This window comes from Synechococcus sp. BIOS-E4-1, from assembly GCF_014279995.1.
Lineage (GTDB): Bacteria > Cyanobacteriota > Cyanobacteriia > PCC-6307 > Cyanobiaceae > Synechococcus_C.
In genome coordinates this window covers 41260-53187 of record NZ_CP047935.1, presented here as the reverse complement: position 1 = coordinate 53187, position 11928 = coordinate 41260, and the positions used below count along the sequence as shown (strand labels likewise).

The 11928-nt window shown below is 57.0% G+C and carries 12 protein-coding genes and 1 tRNA gene; 5 read left to right on the top strand and 8 right to left on the bottom strand.

Features of this window, described 5'->3' with window-relative positions; all coding sequences use genetic code 11:
* Nucleotides 1–54 precede the first annotated feature (54 nt).
* From psb34 to SynBIOSE41_RS00260, 3 genes are read left to right on the top strand one after another with little or no spacing between them, the layout of a single operon-like run.
* Nucleotides 55–222: a photosystem II assembly protein Psb34 gene (psb34, locus tag SynBIOSE41_RS00270; protein WP_186539185.1), complete on the top strand. Its 168-nt coding sequence runs from the start codon at nucleotides 55–57 to the stop codon at nucleotides 220–222.
* 58 nt (nucleotides 223–280) lie between these two features.
* Nucleotides 281–1477 carry an NAD-dependent epimerase/dehydratase family protein gene (locus SynBIOSE41_RS00265; RefSeq protein ID WP_066908885.1) on the top strand — a complete coding sequence of 399 codons (1197 nt, stop codon included), beginning with the start codon at nucleotides 281–283 and terminating at the stop codon, nucleotides 1475–1477.
* 14 nt (nucleotides 1478–1491) lie between these two features.
* Nucleotides 1492–2640 (top strand): glycosyltransferase family 1 protein, encoded by a 1149-nt coding sequence (locus SynBIOSE41_RS00260; protein ID WP_186539184.1) that lies wholly within the window; start codon nucleotides 1492–1494, stop codon nucleotides 2638–2640.
* Nucleotide 2641: 1 nt separating this feature from the next.
* On the opposite strand, the gene mrdA is transcribed toward SynBIOSE41_RS00260, so the two are convergent.
* From mrdA to cbiD, 6 genes are all read right to left on the bottom strand, one after another.
* The gene (mrdA, locus tag SynBIOSE41_RS00255; RefSeq protein WP_186539183.1) at nucleotides 2642–4447 is read right to left on the bottom strand and encodes a penicillin-binding protein 2; all 1806 of its coding nucleotides are present in this window, start codon (nucleotides 4445–4447) and stop codon (nucleotides 2642–2644) included.
* A gap of 5 nt (nucleotides 4448–4452) precedes the next feature.
* A complete protein-coding gene (locus tag SynBIOSE41_RS00250) occupies nucleotides 4453–4833 on the bottom strand; it encodes a hypothetical protein (RefSeq protein ID WP_186539182.1) in 381 nt (126 codons plus the stop codon).
* A gap of 18 nt (nucleotides 4834–4851) precedes the next feature.
* Nucleotides 4852–5463 (bottom strand): hypothetical protein, encoded by a 612-nt coding sequence (locus tag SynBIOSE41_RS00245; protein WP_186540620.1) that lies wholly within the window; start codon nucleotides 5461–5463, stop codon nucleotides 4852–4854.
* 167 nt (nucleotides 5464–5630) lie between these two features.
* Complete coding sequence (locus tag SynBIOSE41_RS00240; RefSeq protein WP_222930559.1) at nucleotides 5631–6368, bottom strand: histidine phosphatase family protein; 738 nt, start codon at nucleotides 6366–6368, stop codon at nucleotides 5631–5633.
* 322 nt (nucleotides 6369–6690) lie between these two features.
* Nucleotides 6691–8277 carry a glutamine-hydrolyzing GMP synthase gene (gene guaA / locus SynBIOSE41_RS00235; protein ID WP_186539180.1) on the bottom strand — a complete coding sequence of 529 codons (1587 nt, stop codon included), beginning with the start codon at nucleotides 8275–8277 and terminating at the stop codon, nucleotides 6691–6693.
* Nucleotides 8278–8328: 51 nt separating this feature from the next.
* Nucleotides 8329–9501 carry a cobalt-precorrin-5B (C(1))-methyltransferase CbiD gene (gene cbiD / locus SynBIOSE41_RS00230; protein WP_255476075.1) on the bottom strand — a complete coding sequence of 391 codons (1173 nt, stop codon included), beginning with the start codon at nucleotides 9499–9501 and terminating at the stop codon, nucleotides 8329–8331.
* A gap of 54 nt (nucleotides 9502–9555) precedes the next feature.
* Between cbiD and SynBIOSE41_RS00225 the strand changes: the two genes are divergently transcribed.
* Nucleotides 9556–10707 carry an alanine--glyoxylate aminotransferase family protein gene (locus SynBIOSE41_RS00225; RefSeq protein WP_186540619.1) on the top strand — a complete coding sequence of 384 codons (1152 nt, stop codon included), beginning with the start codon at nucleotides 9556–9558 and terminating at the stop codon, nucleotides 10705–10707.
* Nucleotides 10708–10760: 53 nt separating this feature from the next.
* A tRNA-Gly gene (locus SynBIOSE41_RS00220) sits at nucleotides 10761–10832 on the top strand.
* Nucleotides 10833–11249: 417 nt separating this feature from the next.
* Here the strand turns inward: SynBIOSE41_RS00220 and SynBIOSE41_RS00215 are convergent.
* The gene (locus SynBIOSE41_RS00215) at nucleotides 11250–11495 is read right to left on the bottom strand and encodes a hypothetical protein (RefSeq protein ID WP_186541441.1); all 246 of its coding nucleotides are present in this window, start codon (nucleotides 11493–11495) and stop codon (nucleotides 11250–11252) included.
* A gap of 38 nt (nucleotides 11496–11533) precedes the next feature.
* Nucleotides 11534–11851 carry a chemotaxis protein gene (locus SynBIOSE41_RS00210; protein WP_255475878.1) on the bottom strand — a complete coding sequence of 106 codons (318 nt, stop codon included), beginning with the start codon at nucleotides 11849–11851 and terminating at the stop codon, nucleotides 11534–11536.
* Nucleotides 11852–11928: the final 77 nt, after the last annotated feature.

The following is an 11928-nucleotide window of genomic DNA, read 5'->3' as shown; positions in this document are numbered from 1 at the left end:
AAAGAGGTCGTTAAGCAATTGCACTCATAAGGTCCGTCCAGTCACAAAGGACCCATGCAGGTCACAACCGAAGACGGTGGACGTCTGAATGCCTTCGCCAAGGAACCGCGCATGGACGTGATTGCCAAGGAAACCAGCCGCAGCAGTGCCTCCAGAGTGTTGATCATCAGCGGCTCAGTACTGGTGGTGGCACTGATGGCCCTGACCGTGGCGATCAGCTGAAAACCCTGTAGTAGCTTGCACCTCATTGGCGGCTCGCACGCTTCAGCAGGAGTTTGGGGTGAAAGTTCTCGTTCTCGGTGGTGACGGCTTCTGCGGCTGGCCCTGCGCCGTGAATCTGGCGGATCAGGGCCACGATGTTGTGATCGTGGACAACCTGAGCCGGCGCAAGATCGACATCGATCTGGAGGTTGAATCACTCACACCAATTGCGAACATCGGTGATCGCCTCAAAGCCTGGCAGGAGACAGGCGGCAAGCCCATGCGCTTCGTCCATATGGACATTGCGCATGAATATCAGCGCCTGGTGGATCTGCTCAACCAGGAAAAACCCGAAGCTGTGGTGCACTTCGCGGAGCAGCGCGCAGCTCCCTATTCGATGAAAAGCAGCGCAACCAAGCGCTACACCGTTGACAACAACGTCAATGGCACCCACAACCTGCTGGCCGCCATCGTGGAATCCGGCCAAGACATTCATGTGGTCCACCTGGGCACCATGGGCGTCTACGGGTATGGCTCGCACAGAGGCGCCACCATCCCTGAGGGCTATCTGAAGGTGGAGGTCCCCCAACCCGATGGCAGCCGCTTTGAGGAAGAAATCCTTCATCCAGCCAGCCCCGGCAGCGTCTATCACATGACCAAGACGCTGGATCAGTTGCTCTTCCTCTACTACAACAAGAACGACAAGGTGCGCATCACGGACCTGCATCAGGGCATCGTCTGGGGCACGAACACAGAGGCGACGGATCGCGACCCAAGGCTCACAAATCGTTTTGATTACGACGGCGACTACGGAACCGTGCTCAATCGCTTCCTGATGCAGGCGGCCATTGGCTATCCACTCACCGTGCACGGCACAGGAGGCCAGACCCGTGCCTTCATCCACATCCGCGACTCCGTGCGCTGCGTCCAGCTGGCCCTGGACAATCCCCCCGACCAAGGCGAACGGGTCAAGATCTTCAACCAGATGACTGAAAGCCATCAGGTGGGCGAGTTGGCCAACAAAGTGGCCGCACTCACCGGAGCCAAGGTGAACAACCTGCCCAACCCTCGCAATGAAGCTGTTGAAAACGACCTGATCGTGGACAATCGTTGTTTCATTGAGCTGGGGCTCAACCCCACAACACTCGACGACGGTCTGTTGAAAGAAGTGGTGGAAATCGCCACTCGTTACGCCGATCGCTGCGATCGCAACCGCATCCTCTGCACCTCTGCCTGGACCAAAACCCAGGCACAAGCCATCGGCTCCGCCTCCTGAATCAGGCCCTTCCCTTGAAAATCGCCTTCTTCACCGAAACCTTCCTGCCCAAGGTCGACGGCATCGTGACCCGCCTCACCAAAACGGTGAAGCACCTGGTGGACGCCGGCGATGAGGTGATGGTGTTCTGCCCGGAAGGCTGTCCAGAGGACTACATGGGTGCCCGCCTGATCGGTGTGCCCGCGATGCCTCTGCCGCTCTATCCGGAGCTGAAGCTGGCTCTGCCGCGGCCGGCTGTCTCCGAAGCGATCGACAATTTCCAGCCTGACCTCATCCACGTTGTCAATCCAGCGGTGCTGGGGCTCGGGGGAATCTGGCTGGCCAAGACCAAATCCATCCCGCTGGTTGCCAGTTATCACACCCATCTGCCCAAGTACCTCGAGCACTACGGCATGGGCATGCTCGAACCACTGCTGTGGGAACTCCTGAAAGCCGCTCATAACCAGGCCCTTTTGAATCTGTGCACCTCCACCGCCATGGTTCAGGAGCTGAGTGACAAGGGCATTCAGCACACGGATCTCTGGCAGCGAGGGGTAGACACCGAACTGTTCAGTCCTGAACTGCGCAGCAATGCCATGCGTCAACGCCTCACGGGTGATCAAGACGACCGCGGTGCTCTGCTGCTCTACGTGGGCCGGCTTTCCGCCGAGAAGCAGATCGAGCGCATCAAACCCGTGCTCGAAGCACTTCCCGATGCTCGTCTGGCGCTGGTCGGCGACGGACCCCACCGCCAGCAGCTGGAAAAGCATTTCGAAGGCACGGCCACCACATTTGTGGGCTATCTCGCCGGTGAAGAGCTGGCCAGCGCCTATGCAAGCGGTGATGCCTTCCTCTTCCCCTCCAGTACGGAGACTCTCGGACTGGTCCTGCTGGAAGCGATGGCAGCCGGTTGCCCTGTGGTAGGAGCCAATCGCGGCGGCATTCCCGACATCATCACCGACGGCGTCAATGGCTGTTTGTATGAACCCGACGGCAATGATGGAGGTGCTGCCAGCCTGATCACAGCCACGCGTCGCCTGCTAGGCAATGACATCGAACGCCAGTCGCTGCGAAGAGCTGCCCGGGACGAAGCGGAACGCTGGGGCTGGGCTGGTGCAACTGAGCAGCTGCGCGGCTACTACCGCAAAGTTCTCCAGAAGCAGCAAATCAGCGCTGCCGCCTGAATCATGGCTTGCCGCGCGTGCGGTTCCAGACCTCCATCACCTTTTTGGCCATCGGCAGTGCGTGCACTGATCCGCCGCCAGGTGTGTTCTGAGCGAACGCCACGATCACGATCTTCCCCTCCGGATAGGGCGCATACGTAGCGAACCAGGCATGGTCCGGTCCGCCGGTACTGTCTTCAGCTGTACCCGTCTTGCCCCCGGCCGGTGGAATGCCAGGACCATTCAATCCGTAACCGGTGCCATCAGACACCACCTTGAGCAAACCCTCGCGGATCTTGTTGAGGGTGGATGGTTTGATATCCACTTTAGAGCGCCTGGCAGGGTCAGTCCAGTCCAGCCCCTGATCAGCCAGATGAGGCGTGACCAGCCAGCCACCATTCGCGAACACCGAATAAGCCCTGGCCAGCTGCAGGGGAGTGATCTGCACCACCGACTGGCCGATGGAAGCACTGGCCATGTCCTCAGGAATCCACGGGGTTGTTCCGGGGTCGGCCCAGCCCCGACCCGCCGCCGCCCAAGCTTCGTCACCCACCAGGCCCACACTTTCCTCCCAGCCGATCTCGATTCCGGTCTTTTGTTGGAAACCGAGTGCGTCTGCAGCTTTCTTCAGCGCAAGGGATCCCGAGCCAACACCAACTTGGTAGAAGAAGGTGTTGCTGGAAAAACGCAAGGCATCGGCATAGCCAATACGACCGAAGCCTGCACCGTTGTGATCAGGGAAGCAATGACCTCCGTAGGTAATGCAGGCGGTGGTGTTGAGTTTCGTATCGGCAGGAAACTTACCGGACTCCATGCCGGCCATCGCCGTAACGGCCTTCCATGTGCTGCCGGGGTCATAGGCATTCATGGACCGGCTGAGCAGGGGCTTTTTCGGATTGGAAAACAGTGCGTCGTACTCCTTCTGGGTGGTGACGAGCTTGGAAAAGAAATTGGGATCGAACGTGGGTTTGCTGGCCAGAGCAAGAATGGCGCCATTTCTGGGATCCATGGCGACGATCGCGCCACCAGGCTTGTCAGCTAATGCCTGCTCCGCAGCCTTCTGAAGATCCAGATCAAGAGTGAGCTTGAGGTCCTTGCCTGCCACCGAAGGACGATCCCCGAGATGACGCTGCACCTCGCCCATGGCATTCACCTCCAGCATCTGCCCACCCCAGGCACCGCGGAGATGACTTTCATAGGCCGCCTCCACGCCGATGCGTCCAATGCGATCTCGAATTTTGTATCCCTTTTCAGCAAGGGTCTTGTACTCCTCCTCCGTGATTGGCTGGGTGTAACCCAGGGCATGGGCTGCCAGGGTTCCGTGGGGGTAGAAGCGCAGAATGTCCACATCCACCTGGGCACCCTTCAATCCCAGCGACTGCTCACGGAAACGCAGAACCTGTTCAGGCTTGAGGTCCGTAGCCAGATTGATGCGATAACCGTCCCGCGCCTGGCCGCTGCCACGGCGCTGATCCAGCACGGCCGCATCAAGGCTGAGCAAACGGGCCAGACGATCACGCAGGTCGGGCCAGCTGGCATCATCCACCAAACGTGGCTCGACATAGAGGGAATAGGTCAATTTGCTGGAGGCCAAGACCCGCCCTTTGCGATCCAGCAGTCGCCCTCGCGTGGGTGAACGAGGGACAAGGCGAATGCGATTCTCATCAGCCAGTTGGCGGTAGCGGGAACCCTCAAGCAGCTGAAGCCACACCAGACGAGAGACCATCGCCGCACTCACCAACAGCACGAGCGCCAGAAGCACCAGTGGCTGCTGGCGCAAACCAGTTTGACGCTGACCATCTCGTTGCGAGAAACCGGAACCCGCCATCCCAGTCAACTCACCTTGTTCATCAGCGCATCCAACCGCTGGAGACGCCCATCAATCCTTTCCAGGACGTCCTGCAACTGCAAAGAGTCACCCTGATCCGACTCCAGCCGGACCTGCGGCTCCACAGGATCATCCACCTCCACCTGCACTGACACCACAGGATTGCCCAACCCAGGGCTGATCTGATCCAGACGTTCACGGACCTCCCGTGCCGCTGCTTCACCCTGCTGGCGCAGATCACCAAGGGGATCATTGCCCCTGGCAACAGACTCCACCGCCTTGGCAGGACCATCTCTGCGGACGCGATCGACAAACGCCAGTCCCATCGGCAGAACCTCCTGCATCAGCGCCAGGCGCAACGAATCGAGTGGTTGGCTTTCAGCCATAGAGGCAAGCCTGATGATTCAACGCAGTCCAGTCTGCTCCGCAGGGAGAACAAGTGTCGGACAGGCTGAACGAGATGATCCCAATGTCCAGCCGATCACACCTGACAACACAACGATCGCCACGATCGGTACCAAAGCATGATGCGTGGTGTCGAGGGCAATCCACTCGGACCAGCCGCGCCAGAATCGATCGCGTTCGAACCGCCGTTTCTCCCTCGTTTGAAGTCGAGAGCGCCTTCGGTACGACTTCTCCACCCAACGTTCGAAGGAGCGCTTTTTGGTGATCGCCATCTTGCGCTCGACCTCAAGCAGTTGACCGGAAGTGAGCTCGGGATGAAAGGTTCCGATCAGTTCCAGGCTTTTCAGGAACATCTCCACGGCGCCATCCTTGATCTCCTGATCTGTGGGATCCAGCAGAGACCACTCCAACTCTGGATAGAAACGACCACGGTTCTGCTGGATCTGATCCTCATTCAGCTGTCCGGGTTCTCGCAGCCAACGGTCCGTGTTGCTGTCAAAACGTCGCCAGTAGAGGAAAGGGTTGATGTAAATGGTCTTACCAGCAAGCTGGATGCTGTCCTGCTGTAGACGTCGCTGCAGTTGCTGGTCCTGCTGTTGGGCAGCGGTCACATCCTTGATGCCGGGGGCCAAGGATATCGGTGCTGGCATCGACCTACCAGCCCCCTGAAGGGACTCATTGACACTCCACTCTCCAGCCAACGTTGAATGGCATGAAAAAGCGTTGGCTCTTTTCAAAGAACCAACGCTGAACTGATCAGATCAACGCACTGTCTGACTCAGAATTGAGACAGTGCTCTCCACTGCGTGGGAAGAAGTTTGGCCACCAGTTCAAACTGACCGTTGCCCATCGGCTTCACCACATAGGAAACTCCCATTGGATCGGGATAAATCCCATCGGGCGGCACCACTCCCATAGTGACTCCCTGGAAGGGATCGTCATGACCAACGAGAAATGTATTGGTGCCTGAGGCCGGCTTTGCCGAAAGGAGCGGAGCCACCCTGTTGGCATATTCCTTGTAATCCTGAGGCGTGCAATCCACACACGGCAGGAAATTCAGATTTGAATTTTTTGAGTATTTACCAAAGGCAAGCTGAGCGGTGTTGTATGCACGGCAGTAATCGCTGGAAATCACATCGCCAACTGGAACTCTTGCCGCCTTGACGCCCCGACCAATCTCAACAGCCTCTTTTTTGCCGTCCGGGCTCAGACGACGCTGCGTGTTGCAATCAGCGAGATTCAAATTTGGACTGACCTGATCACCCCAGTCCTTGTTGGTTCTTGCGTGACGCAAATAGATCACATATCCACCGCGGCGCAGATCATTGACAAGCTGTTTTGCACCAACACGATTAATGAAATCGGTGTTTCGCTGATCTCCAGAGATCGTCGCGGCATTAATTTCGTAATCCTCAACGGCCGCTTTCGCCGAATGGGTGTTCGTCACGAGTGATGTTGCCAGAAGACCTCCGGCGACCAGAGCCGCAGAAGTCGAAACAAGACGAATGTTCTTCAAGTAATTCATTGCAGAAAGCAATATCAACTTGAACGTAGACATGAGGCCATGCCAGGACAAGTAAAATAAATTACATCAACCCAGGGGAAGACTAGAATGTATCAACAAGCCCTCGATTGATATTAATTTGATACATTTGATCCTTATTCTGCCTGGAAACAAAGTTGTCGAGCAAATAAAAACCATCCCGATCGGAAAATAAATCTGACAAAAGCAGCTTTCAGGCAGTGATCCTCAGATCACAACCGTCTTTCGACCATTACAAATCTAGGGATGGCATGAACAAAAAACATCCAGAGAGCGATTCTCTGGATGTTTTGCACTATTCCCACTCGATGGTGCCAGGCGGTTTGCTGGTGATGTCCAGAACCACACGGTTCACACCTTTCACCTCATTGACAATGCGATTGGAAATGGTCTCCATCAGGTCGTAGGGCAATCTTGACCAGTCTGCGGTCATACCGTCTTCACTGGAAACGCAGCGGAGCACAATCGGCCAGGCATAGGTGCGCTTGTCACCCATGACTCCCACTGACCGCACAGGCAACAGAACGGCGAAGGCCTGCCAGATGTCGTGATACAGACCGGCTTCCTTCACCTCTTCGCGCACGATCAGGTCCGCGTCACGCAGGCAATCAAGTTTCTCCGCTGTGACTTCACCAAGGATGCGAATCGCCAGACCCGGACCAGGGAAGGGATGACGACGCACGATCTCCTCAGGAAGTCCGAGCGAGCGACCGACTTTGCGCACTTCGTCTTTGAACAACTTGCGCAGCGGTTCCACCAGCTTGAACTGAAGATCCTTGGGGAGGCCACCCACGTTGTGGTGGCTCTTGATCTTCACAGCCACCCGCTCACCGGTCTTGGGATCGACATTGGTCCCAGCACTCTCGATCACATCGGGATAGAGCGTGCCCTGGGCCAGATAATCAAAGGGACCGAGGCGACGGCTCTCCTCTTCAAAAACACGGATGAATTCGGTGCCGATGATCTTGCGCTTCTGCTCCGGATCTGTGACGTCCTTGAGTTTGGTCAGGAACCGTTGCCGGGCTTTGATGTACTCAACGTATATATTGAACTTGCGGTCAAAGAAGTCCATCAGGAACTCAGGCTCGCCCTTGCGCATGAAGCCCTGATCAATGAACATGCAGGTGAGCTGATCACCAATGGCCTTCTTGAGCAGAAAGGCCAGGGTTGAGGAATCCACGCCACCTGAGAGAGCAAGCAACACCCTCTTCTCGCCGACCTGGTCGCGAATCTGTTTGACAGCTTCCTCAATGAACGTTGCTGTAGTCCAATCAGGCTCACAGCCACAGATGTGATAGACGAAATTGCGGAGCATCGCCATGCCGCAGGTGGAATGCACCACCTCGGGATGGAACTGCACCCCATACAACTGGCGCTCATGGTGAGCGACGGCCGCCTCAGGAGTATTCGCCGTATGGGCAAGGCGCACGAAGCCCTCCGGAAGAGCTTCCACCGAATCCCCATGACTCATCCACATCGTGGAGCCGTTATCCACATTGGTGAGCAAGTCCGTGGGATCGTCCACCTCGAGCGGTGCTTTGCCGTACTCCGCTTTACCGGTGGCTGCCACCACACGTCCGCCCAACTGCTGCACCATCAGCTGCATGCCGTAACAGACGCCGAGCACCGGAATCCCCATCGACCAGATCTGTGGGTCACAGAGAGGAGCACCATCGGCATACACCGAACTGGGGCCGCCGCTGAGGATGATCCCCTTGGGCGCAAGTTGGCGTAGCTCTTCAACAGAGGTGCTGTATCCCAGCACCACGGAAAACACTTCGGTCTCTCGCACCCGGCGGGCAATCAGTTCGGAGTACTGGGAGCCGAAATCAAGAATGACGATTGCCGGCTGTCGCTGACCTTCAATCGGAACCTGGGACATCTCACACGAAAGCCGTGGAACGGTAGGCCGCGGAAATCGGCCGCCAATAGTTCAGCGTAGAGAAGGGCCTTGACCTGAATCAGCAGCGACGGGATGGAGTTGAAGGCCGCAATGCCGAAGCATCAGTCGTCCTTCAGGGCCTGCCCAATGCAGCTGACGCTCACGATTGAACAGGGCTGCCCCAACGTGCATGCCGGTGCAGCCATAGCGCTTCAGATAAGCCTCACTCCGCCCTTCAACCGCCTCAGCCACCGCCATCCAGAGCGCCATGGCCTGCTCACGATCATGGGCTTGCAGCCAACCCCAGGCCTGTTCGATCGAGGCGGCTTGAAGCAGGGCGCGAATGGATTCCAGACTGAGATCCTGCTGCACGGCCAGAGCAGCCAACACCTCCAGGCGTGCATCAGCGAGGTGGTGGTGGGTGTGAAAGATCCCTCCTGCCAATTTGATCAGTTTTCCGTGGTAACCGAGCACGAGCAGCTGCTGTACTCCGGATTCAGCAGCAGCCACCAACAGGGGCCCGATCCAGTTTCCTGACTTCAATAGCGGCTGCTGATCGGACAGTCCCAGCTGCTGCGCCAGATCCAAACCGTTTTCACCGATGACAAGCGTCAACCGACCTGCGAAACCGGTCTGATCCGTGAGCTCACGCAACCGCTCACGAGCCAACTGCAACTGATCAGGGGAAGCACTGGTCTGCACCTCCGCCTGGGTGCCAATCAAGGCGAGACCCTCAACCACACCGAAAGCGGAATTGCTGGTTCGCAGTGCCAACTCCCGACCACGCGGCAACACCACCTCCACGTCCAGGCCGCCCAAAACCGGCAACAGATCGCTGAGATTGAGCTCAAGCAACTCTCGGGCGAAACCAGAAATACAAAGTGAACCGTCGTCCTCCAGCCGACCAACGCCCTCGCCGGCGCGGATCTGCAATCCCTTTCTGGAGGAGCTTCGGCTTACAAGCACCCAGATCTCCAGGCCGCGGGTGAGATCCAAACCAGCACCGGGATCACAGATGCTGATCGCCAGTGCCTTCTGACTGCCATCCAGCAGCGATGCCGCATGCACCTCCACCCGACGCACTCCTTGCTCAGAAGGGATCCTGAGGTCAACACTTTCGGGTACGGCAGACCCAGCCAGTACAAGCGCCGCAGCGCGCGCCGCCGCCGCCACCCAGACAGGCAGAGTCAACCCGGTTCCGGGAAAGGCGGATGTTGTGGCGATGGGAGGCCATGCAGATCATTTTTTAGAATGAACGATTGGCACCCCCTTGCGCCCGTGCAGGAAAAGCTCACCCTGATGATCCCGGGACCCACTCCGGTGCCCGAAACAGTGCTCAAGGCCATGGGCCGTCACCCGATTGGCCATCGCAGCAGCGAATTCCAGGCCGTGGTGGAACGCACCAATGCGCAGCTGCGCTGGCTGCATCAGACCAGCAGCGATGTGCTCGTGATCACCGGTAGCGGCACTGCCTCAATGGAGGCGGGCATCATCAACACGCTCAGCCGTGGAGACAAGGTGCTCTGTGGTGATAACGGCAAGTTCGGTGAACGCTGGGTGAAAGTGGCAAAGGCCTACGGCCTGGATGTGGAAGTGATCAAAGCCGAATGGGGTCAACCCCTCGATCCAGACGCATTTCGCAGCGCACTGGAAGCCGACACTGCCAAATCGATCAAGGCTGTGATCCTCACCCACTCCGAAACCTCCACCGGAGTGATCAATGACCTTGAGACCATCAGTGGCCATGTAAGAGCCCACGGCACGGCCCTCACCATTGCTGACTGCGTCACCAGTCTTGGAGCTGCCAATGTTCCGATGGATACCTGGGGCTTGGATGTTGTTGCCTCCGGATCCCAAAAGGGCTACATGATGCCCCCCGGCCTGAGCTTCGTTGCCTTGAGCGAACGAGCCTGGAAGGCCTACGAACGTTCCGATCTGCCGAAGTTCTATCTGGACCTTGGCCCTTACAGGAAAACGGCCGCCAAAAACAGCAATCCCTTCACCCCAGCAGTGAATCTCTATTTCGCTCTGGAAGCAGCATTGGAGATGATGCAAGCCGAAGGTCTGGAATCAATTATTTCCAGGCATGCAAAGCACAGCAATGCCACCTTGGCAGCCATGAAGGCCATCGGTCTGCCGCTGTTCGCCGCAGAAGGCCACAGCAGTCCTGCCATCACCGCAGTAGCACCCGATGGCATCGATGCCGAACAGTTACGCAAGGCTGTGAAAGAGCGATATCACATTCTGCTCGCTGGTGGCCAAGACCATCTCAAAGGCAAGGTGTTCCGTATCGGACATCTTGGATTTGTCTGCGACCGGGATTTGCTGATGGCGGTGGCAGCAATCGAATCAGTTCTGCAATCGCTCGGCCTGCATAAGGGATCCATGGGTGCTGGATTAAGCGCAGCCTCGGAAATCCTGAGTCAGTGAGATGCCAGAATGACTTCCGGAAAACCGTAGAGTTAGGATAACATTATTAATATGCGGGTGTAATTCAGTGGTAGAATGTCAGCTTCCCAAGCTGAACGTCGCCGGTTCAAATCCGGTCACCCGCTTGAATTGATTGATCAACAATGATCAGTAGATGATCAACTTCGATTACCCCAGCTTGACGTTGAAGCCCTGGGTTTAATCAGTTGAACCACCTGGGGCCCAACACTCCCAGCCCTGCGTTCGTGATTGAGAGCCTTCAAGATCAGTTGAGCTGATCCAGCGGTGTTTCCTTCACTTGCCTGGGCGCGAGCTTGTTCAAACCATTGTCTTGCGCGACTGAGCAGTTGCTCTCGGTCAGGCTCCACGGATTGAAAAGGTACAGGAGATTTCAACAACGCCGTCACAGCAACAAATAAACCATTGCATTGATATTAACAAATGACCGCGGAAAATATCAATCCATAAAAAAGCTCACATAAGAATTATGAGACCTCAAGCATGCATTTCAACAGCGCTCCATTCAGCGATCAAATGACACCTCAGGTGCCTGGTTCTTCGATATTGCCGCCCAGGTCAGCAATCTGAGCACGCAACTGATCAGACTTGGATTGATCGCCGCGGGTGATGGCTACGGCCAAGGCGAATTCAAGCTTTTCAAGCTGATGACCACCCTCGAAGAAGCCGCTGGAGCCGGCTGACGACAATCCCGATGAGCCTGGAGCAAGGGAACAACGGCTCTTGCCGGTCTTGCGAGGACCAGAGGTTGAGAAAGTGGTGGCTGCCATGGTCGACTTTCTTTTTATTTTGCCACCTCCGACCAGCCTTATGCGGCCGCAGCCTCGTGTTCAGACTCACTCATTGAAGGCTGAGACAACATTTCAGCTGAATTGGAAACCGCATCCGAACAAAGCTCAGTGCTGTTCAACAACTCCTGGCAATCGAGCAGCAGTTGATCCACGTCATCCAGACGCTGCCGTTGTTCAGCCGGCATGGTTTCGGCCTCACTGCGCTGCTGACGCACTTGCAGCTCCAGGCTCTCCAGGCGCTGTTCAAGCTTGACCAGACGCTGCGACAGGGCGTTGAGCATCTGGGCGACATCTTCCGCCGTACGAGTGATGCGGAAGGATACGGACTGAGTCATCCGAAGACGGGCGAGTGCTGGCCTGATGACAACACATGGGTGACCAAGTCTCAAGAGCTGTCAATCGAAGCGATCCC